The sequence below is a fragment of the Nocardioides hwasunensis genome, assembly GCF_014779665.1.
GTDB lineage: Bacteria > Actinomycetota > Actinomycetes > Propionibacteriales > Nocardioidaceae > Nocardioides > Nocardioides hwasunensis.
On record NZ_JACXYY010000007.1, the window covers coordinates 20,966 to 33,137 of the forward strand.

At 72.1% G+C, this 12,172-nt stretch carries 8 protein-coding genes; 3 read left to right on the forward strand and 5 right to left on the reverse strand.

Annotated features, from left to right (window positions below; all coding sequences use genetic code 11):
• Nucleotides 1-10 precede the first annotated feature (10 nt).
• Nucleotides 11-4,996, reverse strand: coding sequence for an Ig-like domain repeat protein (locus tag IEZ25_RS16475; RefSeq protein WP_191200555.1), 4,986 nt, complete (start codon nt 4,994-4,996; stop codon nt 11-13).
• Between the two features lie 210 nt (nt 4,997-5,206).
• Here IEZ25_RS16475 and IEZ25_RS16480 point away from each other — a divergent pair, with 210 nt between their 5' ends.
• Together IEZ25_RS16480 and IEZ25_RS16485 are read left to right on the forward strand one after the other, a co-directional pair.
• A complete protein-coding gene (locus IEZ25_RS16480) occupies nt 5,207-6,154 on the forward strand; it encodes a succinylglutamate desuccinylase/aspartoacylase family protein (RefSeq protein WP_318152280.1) in 948 nt (315 codons plus the stop codon).
• Nucleotides 6,155-6,164: 10 nt separating this feature from the next.
• Nucleotides 6,165-7,364 (forward strand): cysteine desulfurase-like protein, encoded by a 1,200-nt coding sequence (locus IEZ25_RS16485; protein WP_191200557.1) that lies wholly within the window; start codon nt 6,165-6,167, stop codon nt 7,362-7,364.
• A gap of 48 nt (nt 7,365-7,412) precedes the next feature.
• Here the strand turns inward: IEZ25_RS16485 and IEZ25_RS16490 are convergent, their stop codons facing one another.
• Complete coding sequence (locus IEZ25_RS16490) at nt 7,413-7,655, reverse strand: hypothetical protein (protein ID WP_191200558.1); 243 nt, start codon at nt 7,653-7,655, stop codon at nt 7,413-7,415.
• Between the two features lie 198 nt (nt 7,656-7,853).
• Nucleotides 7,854-8,558, reverse strand: a complete 705-nt coding sequence (locus tag IEZ25_RS16495; protein ID WP_191200559.1) for a slipin family protein — start codon at nt 8,556-8,558, stop codon at nt 7,854-7,856.
• 334 nt (nt 8,559-8,892) lie between these two features.
• Between IEZ25_RS16495 and IEZ25_RS16500 the strand changes: the two genes are divergently transcribed.
• Nucleotides 8,893-9,936, forward strand: a complete 1,044-nt coding sequence (locus IEZ25_RS16500) for a DNA polymerase IV (RefSeq protein ID WP_318152281.1) — start codon at nt 8,893-8,895, stop codon at nt 9,934-9,936.
• On the opposite strand, the gene IEZ25_RS16505 is transcribed toward IEZ25_RS16500, so the two are convergent.
• Both IEZ25_RS16505 and IEZ25_RS16510 read right to left on the reverse strand, forming a co-directional pair.
• Nucleotides 9,933-10,625, reverse strand: a complete 693-nt coding sequence (locus tag IEZ25_RS16505) for a ZIP family metal transporter (protein WP_191200560.1) — start codon at nt 10,623-10,625, stop codon at nt 9,933-9,935. The two genes, IEZ25_RS16500 and IEZ25_RS16505, sit on opposite strands and share 4 nt — an antisense overlap.
• A 10-nt stretch (nt 10,626-10,635) precedes the next feature.
• A complete protein-coding gene (locus IEZ25_RS16510) occupies nt 10,636-12,114 on the reverse strand; it encodes a peptide MFS transporter (protein WP_191200561.1) in 1,479 nt (492 codons plus the stop codon).
• Nucleotides 12,115-12,172 lie beyond the last annotated feature (58 nt).

The window sequence follows — 12,172 nt, forward strand, 5'->3', positions numbered from 1 at the left end:
CCCGCCCGCCTCAGCGGACGACCAGGGCCACCTTGGCCGACTTCGATCCCAGCACGGAGCCGGAGCCGGAGTACTCGGCGCGCAGGGTGTAGCGCCCCTTCTTGAGCTTGGGCAGCCGGATCTTCACCACCCCCTTGGCCGATGCCTTGAGCGTGGCGGTACCGACGACCTTCGACCCGACGTAGAGCTTCACTGTGCCCGTGGGCGCGGGGACCGTTGTCGAGACGGTGATCGCCACCGAGGCTCGCTTGCCGGCCACGGCCTTCTTCGGGGCCTTGACCGTGGTCCGCGACTGCGTGGCCTGCCCCGTCGGCGTCGTCGGGCCCGGCTGCGGGGTCGGCGTCGGCGTCGCGGTCGGCGTCGCGGTCGGCGTCGGGGTCGGCGTCGGGGTCGGGGTCGGGGTCGGGGTCGGGGTCGGGGTCGGGGTCGGGGTCGGGGTCGCCACGATCGTCCGGGAGACAGCCTCGCCGCGTTCGCGTCCCGGCGCGATGGCGACGACGCGCACGGCAAGGGGCTTGCCGACGTCGGAGCCGGTGACGAGGTAGCTGGTGCCCGTCTCACCCGGGATGGGCTGGCCGTCGCGCAGCCACTGGTGCGACTCCTGGACCTCGGCCGGGGACCACACGACCGAGGGCGCGGTCAGCACGGTGCCGACCTGGCCCGAGCCTGCAGGCGCGGCGAGCGTCGATGCCGTCGGTGCGTCGCCGACCAGTCCGGTCGTGGCGGCACTGGTCGCGACCCCGTCTGCCCTCCCGGGCAGCCTGCCGGTCCAACGCACTGAGATCGAGGCGTCGACGTCGGTGGCACGGACGACGTACGTCGCCGCGGTGGCGCCGGTGATCGGCTGGCCGTCGCGCAGCCACTGCGCGAGGTGCTGCACACCGCTGAGGTTCCACGTGGGGGCCGAGCCGGTCAGCGTCCGACCGACCTTCGCGCTGCCGGAGATGCTCGGCGCAGAGACGACGGTCGGCGCATCCCCAGCCAGGCCGGTGACCGGGGCACTGGTCGCGGTGCCGTCCGCGCGGCCCTGGAGCCTGCCGACGAACCGCACGCTGATGGCGGCATCCACGTCGGCAGCCACGACCGTGTAGCTCATCGTGGTGGCGCCGCTGATCACCTGGCCGTTGCGCAACCACTGCACGATGTTCTGCACACCGGACTGGTTCCACGTGGGCGCGGTGGCGGCGAGCGTGGCACCCACCTTCGCCGCTCCGTCGATGGACGGTGGCGTGGAGGCCGTCGCGGCGCTCCCCTGCACCGCGGTGACGGCGTTGCTGGTCACCACGGTCGGCGTCCGTCCCGGGGAGCTGCCGGTGACGGTCAGCGAGATGGCAGCGTTGAGGTCGCCGGGGATCACGGTGTACGTCGCCGAGGTGGCGCCGCTGATCGGAGCGCTGTTGCGCATCCACTGCAGCGAGGTCTGCACGTCGGAGCGGTCCCACTGGGTGGCGGTGGAGGTCAGCACGGAGCCGACCTGTCCGCTGCCGGACACCGTCGGCGGGGTGAGCGCCACAGGTCCGCCCGCGGCCCGGCCGACGACGGCCGCGCTGGTGGATGTGCCGGTGCCGTACTCCGCCGAGACACCTGTGACGACGACCGTGAGGGAGGCGCCGACGTCGAGCGAGGCGACCGTGTAGGTCTGCGAGGTGGCACCCGGGATCGCCTGGCCGTTGCGGCGCCAGGCATAGGTCTCGGTGACGCCGGGCGTGCTCCAGGTCGGTGACAGGGCCGTCAGCGTGGTGTCGAACTCCGCCGTTCCCTGGATCCGGGCGGGCGCCGTCGCGGTCGGGGGGCCACCGACGGTGAAGGTCCGCCAGGCACCGGCATCGGAGGCCCTGCTGTCGACGTCGAGCGAGGCGACGCGCCATTCGTAGGACGCGCCCACGACGAGGGCCGTCGTCGGCGAGAACGACGGCGCCGGCGTGACCGCGGAGGTGAGGGAGGTCGTCCCGGTCCGGCGGTACTCGACGCGGTACTTCGTGGCGGTGGCCTCGGGCACCCAGCGCATCACGACCGCGCGAGGACCGACCATCGCGTCGGATCCGGGCGCGAGCAGCCCAGGCGCCGGCAGCGAGACCAGGAAGGAAGCGGGTGCCGACCAGGGGCCGGCGTTGCCGTACGCATCAACGCGGCGCACGCGCCAGACGTAGGGGACCTCCGAGGCCTGGAGGGTCGCCTGCCCGCCGGCTCCGCTCGCGTAGGCGGACCGCTTGGTGGAGCGGGCGACGCGGAGGTTGGTCGCGGAGAAGTTCGTGTCGTTGTTCGCGGCGACCTGGATGTCGTAGGACCCGGCATAGGGCATCGCCTGCCAGCGGAACGGCACCGCACCGCTGACGACCGGGGTCTGGCCGGCTGTGGGCGTGACCGGCGAGGTCAGCGTGGGCCTCGGGCTGGCCTTGACGAGCTTGCGGACCGACGACCAGCCGAGGCGGTTGTCGTTGGCGTCGATCGCACGGACCCTCCAGTAGACCGGTCCCTCGGGATAGAGCATCTCGGCCGAGGTGTAGGTCGGCTGATCGACGATGGCCGTCTCGAGGGTGGACGAGAACGTCGGTTGCAGCGAGAGCTGGATCTCGTACGACTTGGCGGACTGGTAGCTCTTCTCGCCGGTGGCCGCGGCGGTCGTGGCCTGGTTGGTGTCGAGGTAGTCGCGCCAGGTGAAGGTCACCTCGGTGCCGGCGAGGTTGTCCTCGGCCCCGTTGTTGTCCACCGGGGTGAGCAGCTCGACGGCCGGCGACGTCTTGCGGAACGCGTGCCGCGCCGGGTTCACGGTCGAGCGCGGGTCCGGCCCGCAGAGCGAGGCCGTCTTGCACGGCTGGATGAACCAGAAGTAGGGGGTCTGCGCCTGGCTGTCCTGCAGGGCCCGCTGCGGGTAGCCGAAGCGCGGCGTCCACCGTGTGTTCGTGGTCCGCGGTGGGCTGGAGGCGATCGCTCCGGAGGTGAAGTCGCCGTCCTTGGAGACGTGCACGCGGTACTCCGCCGCATAGGGCACCGGGTTCCAGTCGAGCACCGGCGTCGCGGGGAGGGCGTCGCACAGCCGGTCCGGCCCGTTCGTGAGGGTCTCCGTGCACGCCTGGCCCCGGTCGAGCGCCAACCCGGTGAGGGCCAGCCGCTGGCCGGTGACCGGACCGAGCGCCAGCACCTGGAACTGACCGACGGGGCTCGTCGTGATGGGTGCGTTGGTCGCCGAGTAGGCCGTGACCCGCCAGCGATAGGTGCCGTCGGCGAGGAGCGCGGAGCCGTGGTCGGTCGCGGCCGGGTAGCGGTAGGTCCGCGACAGGATCGGGCTGTAGCTGCTGGCGAACCACGTGCCGGCGACCGCGTCACCGATCTCGATGCGGTAGTAGGACGCGTTGGTGACCGGCGTCCAGCTCAGCGCGGGCGCGTCGTAGGTCGGCGCACCGTTGGAGAGCTCGATGCTCGAGCCGCCGGACGGGGCTGTGGGCGACATGTCGAAGGTGCGCACGGCGTACTCGAGGCCGGTGCGACCGGCGACGTCGATGGCCCGGATCCGCCAGCGGAAGGGGCCCTGCTCGGGGCGCAGCTCGAAGGCTGCGGTGTAGGACGTGGAGTAGGTCCGCTCCTGCAGCAGCCGCGTGCCGGAGCGATCGTAGAGCGACACCTCGTACTGATCGGTCTCGGGCACCGGCGCCCAGTCCAGCGTCGGTACGTCGACCACTGCACCGTTGGCCGGGGAGGTGATGGTGATGGCGTCCTGGTCCTCGTAGACGAACTTCTGGGTCGGCGAGAAGATGCCGACCTCACCGGAGGGTGCGTCCATCGGCCGCACCTTCCAGTAGTAGACGACGCCCTCCGCCATTGGCATGCACGGATCACTGATCTCGCCCGGCGTGTAGGTGGTTCCGGCGATCTCGCACCGTGCCGTCGCATTCGTGGTCGTGAAGTTCGGATCGGTGCTGACCCACAGGTCGTAGTGGGAGGCGTGCGGGACCGGCGTCCACTCGTAGTAGAGGTCGTTGCCCACGAACTGCGTGGATCCGGCCGGGCCAGCGGGGTAGACCGGCTGGGGGACGTCGCGCCAGACCCGGTCGAAGGCGTAGTGCACCTCCGGGGCCAGCCGCACCCACTCGGTGGGGTTGTCGTCGAGGTCGCGCGCACGGACCCGCCAGAAGTACTGATCATTGAGGAAGGTGGTCCTCGGGGAGAACCGGGTGCCGAAGATCCGCGACGGGATGCCGGTCACCTTGCTGCCGAAGTTGACGTCGTCGTCGACCTCCAGCTCGTAGTACTTCGCTCCGTCGACCGGCTCCCAGTCGAGCACCACGTCCGTGATGTCCTCGTCGTCGGGCGGACCGCTGACCCGCGGCGTGCCGATGGGCAGGACCCGGTAGGAGCGGGTGGCCGAGTAGTCGCTCGCGACACCGTCGGAGAGGTTGGCGCGGACGCGCCAGTAGTAGCCGACGTACGGCGCCTGGTTGGTCGTGACGACGAAGCTGTTGGCCTTGGTCGTCGTCGTGGCCGAGTCGATGAACCCGTCCTCGGTGTCGATCTCGACGGTGTAGCTGACAGCACCGGGAACCGGCGTCCAGGTGAGCACGGACGGCTCGTGCGGCTGGGCGAGGATCGCGCCGTCGGGAGGGCTGGTGAGGCTCGGGCCGGCCAGCGCGGCGACCGTGAAGGAGCTGCTCGCCCAGTCGCTCCACGCGTTGGTGGCGTCCTTGGCCCGCACCCGGACGTACTGCGAGCCCGCCGCGAACATCCGCGTCGGCACCGACACCGTGCTGACGGTCGCCGTGCTCCACTCGGGGCTGCCGAAGGAGGGGTCGTTGTCGACCTGTACCTCGTAGCCTGCGGCTGTGGAGCCCGCGGTCCAGGAGATCTCGATCGTGGGACCGCTGGTGCCGGTCGGCGCGGTGATCTCCGGCGCTGAGGGTGCGGCGGATGCCGGCGAACCCTGGAGCGCGACGGCGACGACCGCGACCGCCACCCCACCGTGCACGACACGGCGAAGCGCCGATGCTGTTGACGTGGACATGCGTGATCCCCCCTGCGGCCCCCGTGGACCGACGACGAGACGGTAGGACGTGGCACGGGCGGTCGCCGCGGGATCGAGGACAAGTAGTCATTTCGGGCCATGGGGGCTGGCCGATCGGGTGGTCCGGGGCCGGTCGGCACGGAGACGGGCGACTACCCTGACGCTCGTGACCTCGACCGATGCCGCGCCCACTCGCCGAGGCCTCTCCTAGTGGCGCGCGAGTCCTTCGCGATCGGCGGCGTGCGCATCCGCGCCGGCTCGGTGCGCGCGCTCGAGCTGCCGATCACCCGTCTCGTGACCGGCGCCGACGTCACCCTTCCGGTGCGCGTGGTGCACGGTCGCGAGGACGGACCCTCGGTGTGGATCGACGCGGCGATCCACGGTGACGAGGTCGCCGGCGTCGAGGTCGTGCGGCAGGTGATGGCCGGGCTCGACCCGAAGACCTTCTGCGGCACCCTCGTCGCGGTGCCGGTCGTCAACGTGCTCGGCTTCATGACCGGCGACCGCTACCTGCCCGACCGCCGCGACCTCAACCGCTCCTTCCCCGGCTCGGCCCGCGGGTCGCTCGCGAGCCGGATCGCCCACCTGTTCATGCGCGAGATCGTGGCGGGGTGCGAGGTCGGCATCGACCTGCACACCGGCTCCGACCGGCGCAGCAACCTCCCGCAGATCCGTGCCGACCTCGACGACCCCGGCACGCGCGACCTGGCCGCCGCCTTCGGGGCGCCGGTCATGCTGCACGCCAAGATCCGCGACGGGTCGCTGCGCCACGCGGCTCGCGAGCAGGGCGCGAAGGTGCTGCTCTACGAGGCCGGCGAGCCCCTCCGCTTCGACGCCTACGCCGTCGACGCCGGCGTGATCGGCGTACGCCGGGTGCTGGCCGCGCTGGGCATGACCGAGCCGGTCGACGAGCCGTCCGTCGAGCCCAGCCTCGAGTGCCGGGCCAGCGGCTGGGTCCGTGCGCGACGCACCGGCATCCTGCACCTCGACGTCGCGCTCGGGCAGAAGGTCAGCGACGGCGAGCGGCTCGGCACCCTCTTCGACTCCTTCGGCAAGACCCTGCGCGCGGTCTACGCCAACCGCGACGGCATCGTGATCGGTCGCACCGAGGCCCCTCTGGTGAACTCCGGCGACGCGGTCGTGCACATCGCGAACTAGCGTGGCGGGCATGGTCTTCGACGTCGCCGTCTTCCGCTCCGGCTTTCCCTCCCTCGCCTCGGGCATCGCACACTTCGACAACCCCGGCGGCACCCAGACGCCGGCCGTCGTGGGCGAGGCGATCGCCCAGACGTTGACCGCCCCGCTGTCGCAGCGCGGCGCTGCGACGGTGAGCCAGCGCAACGCCGAGGCCGTGGTCAGCGGCTTCCGCTCCGCCGTGGCCGACCTGCTCGGCGCCGACCCGGGCGGCGTGGTGCACGGCCGCAGTGCCACCGCGCTGACGTACGACTTCTCCCGCACGCTCGCGAAGACTTGGCAGACCGGCGACGAGGTCGTCGTCTGCGAGCTCGACCACGACTCCGACGTCCGCCCGTGGGTGCAGGCCGCCGAGCGCGCCGGGATCGCGGTGAAGTGGCTGCGGCTCGACCCCGCGACCGGCGAGCTCGACCTGTCCTCGCTCGACGTGATCGGTCCCCGGACCCGGCTGGTCGCGTTGACCGCCGCCTCCAACCTGCTCGGCACCCGCCCGCCCGTCGCGACCGTCGCCGCACGGGCGCACGAGGTCGGCGCGCTGGTGTACGTCGACGCGGTGCACCACGCCGCCCACGCCGCCCCGGACATCACGGCGATGGGCGCGGACCTCGTCGTGTGCTCGCCCTACAAGTTCTTCGGCCCGCACTGCGGCGCACTGGTCGCCGACCCCGCGCTCCTGGAGACGCTGTGGCCGGACAAGCTGGTGCCCTCGTCGAACGCCGTGCCGGAGCGGTTCGAGCTCGGCACCCTGCCCTACGAGCTGCTGGCCGGCACGACCGCGGCCGTCGACTTCATCGCCTCGTGGTCCCCGGCCGAGGGCAACCGCCGCGAGCGGCTCGTCGCGGTGACCGCCGAGATCGCCGAGCACGAGCTGCGCCTCCGGACCCGGATCGAGGACGGCCTGGCCGCGCTCGGTGACCACCTCACCCTGCACTCGCGCGCGGTCGAGCGGACCTCGACGCTGTTCCTGACGCTGCGCGACCGGGAGCCTGTCGAGGCGTACGAGCACCTCGCCGCGCGTGACGTGCTCGTCCCGGCCGGCACGTTCTACGCCGTCGAGACCTTCCGCGCGCTCGGCCTCCCCGTCGACTCGGGCCTGCGCATCGGGCTCGCTGCCTACAACGACGACCGGGACGTAGACCGGCTGCTCGAGGGGCTGGGCGACTTCCTGGCCTGACTCGACGTTCACTCGTAACCCGTGTGAGTGAACGTCGACAATGTGGCCTCAGTCCGGGCGGTAGGCGCCCCGCGCCTGGTCGGCGACCTCCTCGCCGGACGTCCCCTCCTCGGCGCTCGAGTCGACGTCGTCGGTGTCGACCGTGTCGCCGACGGTGGCGTTGCCACTGGGCTCGGCGTCGAGGGCGCGCTGCCGGTCGGCGTCGTCGACCCGTTCCCCCGCTCCGGGGAACGCGGACTCCTCCGGGTGCTCGGCGTAGGGGTCGGGCTCGGTCTGATCGCCGGTGGTCATGCGCTCGACCGTACGCCGACGACGTACGGCCGGGTTCGCCCGCAAGGGTGGCGGCAGATCGCGCCGCGGGGGTCTCCAGCGTGCGATGTGCCGCCACCCTCGGCGGAGCTGCCGCGACCCTGGCGGCGTACGACAGCCGAAAGGCCACATCCGATGTCGTTCGCCGCCACCCTGGGCAGGGAGAGTGCAAAGCCGGCGTCAGTCCGCCGCTCGCGGCTCGCGGCCGGGCTGCACCAGCTCGACGCGCGAGCCGGGCGGCAGCGCCTGGACCAGCCGCAGCTGCGCGAGCGAGGGGTGGTCGTCGAGCAGCTTGGCGCCGTTGGCCAGCGAGCGCAGCGCCGCGGTCTCGGCGCGCGCCGCCTCGAGCTGGGCCTGCGCCCGGTGCCGACCGACCACCAGCTCGGCGTAGGCCTCGCGCAGGTCGTGGGGCAGCACGACGTCCTTGACGACGACGTCGATCAGCCGGACACCGACCTGGGCAGCGGCAGCCGCGACGCGCTCGCGCACGCCGTCGGCCAGCCGCGTCCGCGGCGCCCGGACCAGCGCCTCCGCCTCGTGCTCGACGAGGACGTCGCGGAGGCCGAGCTGGACAGCGAGGTAGACCGCGCCGACCGGGTCCTGCACCCGCTCGGTGAACACGACCGGGTCCTCGACCGTCCAGGCGAACACGGCGGACACCTTCACCGTCACGCCGTCGGCGGTCAGCACCTCCTGCGCGGGCACCAGGTCGATCCGCTCGCGCAGGTCGACGGTCTGGTGCGTCGCCCGGCGCCGCGCGAGGTGGCGGCCCGGGGCGAGCACCCGTGTGGGCTCACCGTCGCGGCGCTCGAGGCAGGCCTCCCACGGCTGCACGGTGTGGCTGGGCAGGAAGCGGAGCTTGAGGCTCGTCGGATCGAGGGACATGGGCGGACCTCCTTCGAGGCACGTGGTGGATGGGTGCTGCGAGGTGGTGGCCGGCGACCACGACGGCACGCGGGGACCGGAACCGTCGTGCTGACCGGATCCGCCTCAGGGCGCGCTGCCGTGCCTCGTCGCCGGCCACCACCGGTGGTGAGAGAGCAGCTCGGATGCTGTTTGCCTTCGCAGGGCAGTGGCGAGGTACGACACGCGGAACGAGGTCCAGAACTCCGGCCCCGCCGCTGATCTCGCCGGACCCGACAGTAGACGACCGACCGCGCTGGCCGCATCCGGTTTTCCACAGCCGCCCGCTGTCGGCGGGGCCGGTCACAATGGGCAGGTGTCCCAGCCCTGGGTGCTCCACGTCGACATGGACCAGTTCCTCGTCGCGGTCGAGCTGCTGCGCCGACCCGAGCTGGTCGGCCTCCCCGTCGTGGTCGGTGGGCGGGGCGACCCGACCGAGCGGGCCGTCGTCTCGACGGCGTCCTACGAGGCGCGCGAGCACGGCGTACGCAGCGGGCTGGCGCTGAAGCTCGCGGTGCGACGGTGCCCCGACGCGGTCTTCCTCCCGGTCGACTTCCCGGTCTACGAGGCGGCGTCGGCGCAGGTGATGGAGACCCTGCGCGCGACGCCGGGTGCGGTGGTCGAGGTCCTGGGGTGGGACGAGGCGTTCGTCGGGGTCGAGACCGGCGACCCGCTCGCCGCGGCGCGAGGGATCCAGGCTGCCGTGCTCGAGGCGACCGGGCTGCACTGCTCGGTCGGGATCGGCGACACCCTGGTCCGCGCCAAGATCGCGACCGACTTCGGCAAGCCGCAGGGGACCTTCCTGCTCACCCGTGACAACTGGATGGAGGTCATGGGTGAGCGCCCGACCACCGCGTTGTGGGGCGTGGGCTCGAAGATCGGCGGGCGGCTCGATGCGATCGGCATCCGGACGGTCGCCGACCTCGCGGGCGCGGAGGAGTCCGAGCTCGTGGCGGCGTTCGGACCCACGAACGGCCCCCACCTCGGCCGTCTCGGCCGCGGAGGTGGTCGGTCCCGGCCCGACGACACGCCCTGGGTCGCCCGTGCCCACGGCCGCGAGACGACGTACCAGTCCGATCTCGTCACGCCCGAGGAGGTCCGTGCCGCGCTCGTCGAGCTGGCCACGCGGGTCGTCGACGACTGCCGTCGTGAGGACCGGCAGGTGGCGCGGGTGCACCTCAAGATCCGCTTCGCGCCGTTCTTCACGTTCACCAAGGTGCGCAAGCTCGCCGCGCCGACGTACGACGTCGAGGTGGTCGCGCAGACCGCCTTCGAGCTCTACCTCGCCCTGGACGACGCCCGACCGGTGCGGCTGCTCGGGGTGCGGGGGGAGATGGTGCCGCCCGAGGGCGGCTACTAGCCCAGCAGCGAGAGCCCGGCGGCCAGGGCGAACCCGGCGACGGTCGCCAGCCCGGCGAGGTCCTTCGCCTTCTCCTTGGCCTCGGGGACCATCGAGTCGATCAGCATCGTGAGCAGCGCGCCGGCAGCGAAGCCGTCGACCACGGCGCGACCCTCGGCGGGCACGGCGTCGGCGGCGAGGTAGCCGCCGACCGTGGCGAGCGCGCACGCGACGGCGACCCCGAACCAGAGCCGCAGCACCTGGCCCGAGTTGCGACCCGACGAGCGCATGTCGGCGGCCGACCCGATGCCCTCGGGCAGGTTGGAGACGAAGATCGCCACGAGCAGTGCGGCGCTGACGCCGTGCCCCTGGGCGAGACCGATGCCGAGCACGGCCTGCTCGGGGATGCCGTCGAGGAACGCTCCGAGCGCCAGCGTCGCCCCGCCACCGGTGGAGCGCGACTCGACCCACCGGTTGGCGAGGTAGAAGGTGGCGGCGCCGATCGTCAGCCCGGCGGCGACGGACCACGCGCTGCCGATCCTCAGGCCCTCCTCGGCGAGCTCGAAGGACACGCTGGCGATCAGTGCGCCGGCACCGAAGCCGAGCACCAGCCCGACGACGCGGTCCGACCACGACCGCACCAGCGCCAGGGCGGCGCCGACCACAAGCGAGCCGGCGGCCAGCGCTCCCCAGCCCAGCGCCCCGATCACGTGCCCGTCCTCAGTCGACGCCCGCCATCAGCTTGTGGATCGGCTTCGACGCGGCCATCACGACGATGCCGGTGACCACCGAGGCGAGCCCGACCCAGACGAAGAACGGCGTCTCCGCGTTCTCGTCGTAGTAGCCGGCCAGCGTGCCGGCGAGGGCGGTGCCGAGGGCGATGGAGAGGAAGTAGAGCCCCACCATCTGCGTGGTGAACTTCTTGGGCGCCAGCTTGGTCGTCGCGCTCAGCCCCACCGGGGAGATCAGCAGCTCGGCGAGCGTGAAGAGCAGCAGGATGCCGACCAGGCCCAGGAGCGGCGCGGTGTTCTGGCCGCCGGGCATGGGCAGGAACGCGAAGAAGGCCACGCCCATCAGCGTCGTGCCGGCGCCGAACTTGAGCGGCGTCACCGGCTGCCGGTCGCCGAGCTTGGTCCACACCGCGGCGAAGACGCCGGCCAGCACGATGATGAAGATCGGGTTGATGCTGTTGACCCACGACACCGGCATCTCCCAGCCGAACAGGTCGCGGTCCAGGCGCTTGTCGGCGTAGATCGTCACGACGGTGAACTGCTGCTGGTAGAGCGACCAGAACACCACGTTGCACACGAAGAGCGGCATGAAGGCGAAGATCCTGCTGCGCTCGACGCCGGTGACCTCCTTGTCGGTGAGGATCACCGCGAAGTAGGCGATCGCCGCGACGAGGCTGATGCCGATGACGATGTTGGACAGGCGGCCGGCGGTGATCACGCCGGCCAGCACGAGCACGAGGACGACGGCGAGCACCACGACCGCACCACCGGCGTACGCCTTGCCGCGTCCCGCGGGAAGCGGGTTGGCGACGTGGTGGGTCTCCTCGGGCAGCTTGCCGCGATAGATCGCGTACTGCGTCAGGCCGAGCGCCATGCCGACCGCGGCGGCGCCGAAGCCCCAGTGGAAGCCGACCTCCTTCTGCAGCAGGCCGGTCAGCAGCGGGCCGAAGAACGCGCCGATGTTGATGCCCATGTAGAACAGCGAGAAGCCCGCGTCGCGGCGAGCGTCGTGCTCGTCGTAGAGCGAGCCGACCAGTGAGGTCGCGTTGGCCTTCACGCCGCCGGAGCCCAGCGCGATCAGCACCAGGCCGACCCCGACGCCGCCGAGGCCGGGCAGCAGCGCGAGCGCGATGTGGCCGAGCATGACGCAGACGGCCGAGTAGAACAGCGTCCGCTCCGGACCGAGCACCCGGTCGGCGAGCCACGCGCCGAGGATCGTGGAGAGGTAGACCGCACCGCCGTACGCGCCGACGATGCCGGTCGCCACGCCCTCGTCGATGCCGAGCCCACCGCGGGCGGCGGAGTAGTAGAGGTAGATGAGCAGGATGCCCTGCATGCCGTAGAAGCTGAACCGCTCCCACAGCTCGACGCCGAAGAGGTTCGCCAGCACACCGGGCTGGCCGAGGAAGCCGGTGTCGGATCGCGTGCCGTGCGTGTTCTGTGGTGTCTTCTGTTGTTGTTCACTCACCGCTCCACGGTGCCACCGCGACCCGCGGATGTCTCCCCCCGACCCTCCCGCGGGGTAG